Here is a 1,328-nt window from a genome sequence, read left to right as displayed (position 1 = left end):
CGTGGTTATCCATAATGATTACGGAAGTATGACACCTTCTCAATATTTGCCATGGTTATACGCACGTGAAAATAACGGTACACATGTTAATGGTTGGGCAAGTGTGTATGCTAACCGTAATGAAGTGTTATGGTATCACCCTACAGACTATGTAGAATGGCATTGCGGTCATCAATGGGCAAATGCTAACTTAATCGGCTTTGAAGTATGCGAATCATATCCGGGGCGCTTGTCAGATAAGTTGTTTTTAGAAAATGAAGAAGCAACTTTAAAAGTGGCAGCTGATGTTATGAGATCTTATGGCTTACCAGTAAACCGAAACACAGTACGACTGCACAATGAGTTCTTTGGTACTTCTTGCCCGCATCGTTCATGGGAATTGCATGTCGGCAAAGGTGCCCCATATACAACCGCTAACCAAAATAAAATGAAGGATTACTTTATCAGTCGTATTAAATATTATTATAACGGCGGTAAATTACAAACAAGCAATGCCAAAGTTATCAAACAAAATGATGTAAAAAAAGAAGTTAAAAAGAATGAACAACAACAAGTAGTTAAGACAACAGATTGGAAAAAGAACAAACATGGTACTTGGTGGAAAAATGAACAAGCTACATTCAAAAATGGTAATGAATCTATCCAAGTATGGCATGTCGGTCCATTCCGTATTGATGGTAACCAAGCAGGTAAGCTACCAGCAGGCACAAGTATTAACTATGATGAAGTAATGTTGCAAGACGGTCATGTTTGGGTAGGTTACGACGGCTTCGAAGGTGAACGATTATATCTACCAGTAAGAACATGGAACGGTGTCGAACCGCCTAAACATGGAATAGGCGATCTTTGGGGTAGTATTAGCTAAATAAATATGTTATTATTTATTTACCGCTGTTGTCATTGTAAAAAGTGTCTTTTCACAGATGATACTATATTGTAAGTTCGTGGATGATAGTGTCCATGACTTGAGGGTTATCTATATAGGTAACCCTCTTTTTTTATGGTATAGTATAATTCAAATAGCGGTACTTTAAGAAATTGTCGGAATAATTGTATTTGTAATTAAAAAGTGAAATATAGAGTGGTATTAGTAAAAAAGTTATGATATAATTTTTTCAGACACTGTTTTCACAACTCAACACTCTAAGGTGTAAATAGACTTTAAGCATGATTTGAGAGTTACCTACAAGTAGCTCTCTTTTTTTATTGAAATAAATTGAAATAAAAGGTAGTAATTACTAAAAAAACATGGTAAAATGAATGTAGAACATGGTTTTTACTCTTCGTTATTCTATTGTGTAAATAGATATTATGCATGAGAATAGAAA

The 1,328-nt window shown here is 34.9% G+C and carries 1 protein-coding gene; it reads left to right on the top strand.

All coding sequences use genetic code 11. The annotated features are described in order from the left end of the window. Window positions 1-865 (top strand): SH3 domain-containing protein (locus CD112_RS12570; RefSeq protein ID WP_180991559.1); only part of this gene is annotated, 865 nt, incomplete at its 5' end. Between the last annotated feature and the right edge of the window lie 463 nt (window positions 866-1,328).

Source organism: Staphylococcus simulans, from assembly GCF_002902285.1.
Classification (GTDB): Bacteria; Bacillota; Bacilli; order Staphylococcales; family Staphylococcaceae; genus Staphylococcus; species Staphylococcus simulans.
The sequence above is the reverse complement of the archived record's forward strand: the minus strand, read 5'-3'. Positions and strand labels throughout refer to the sequence as shown.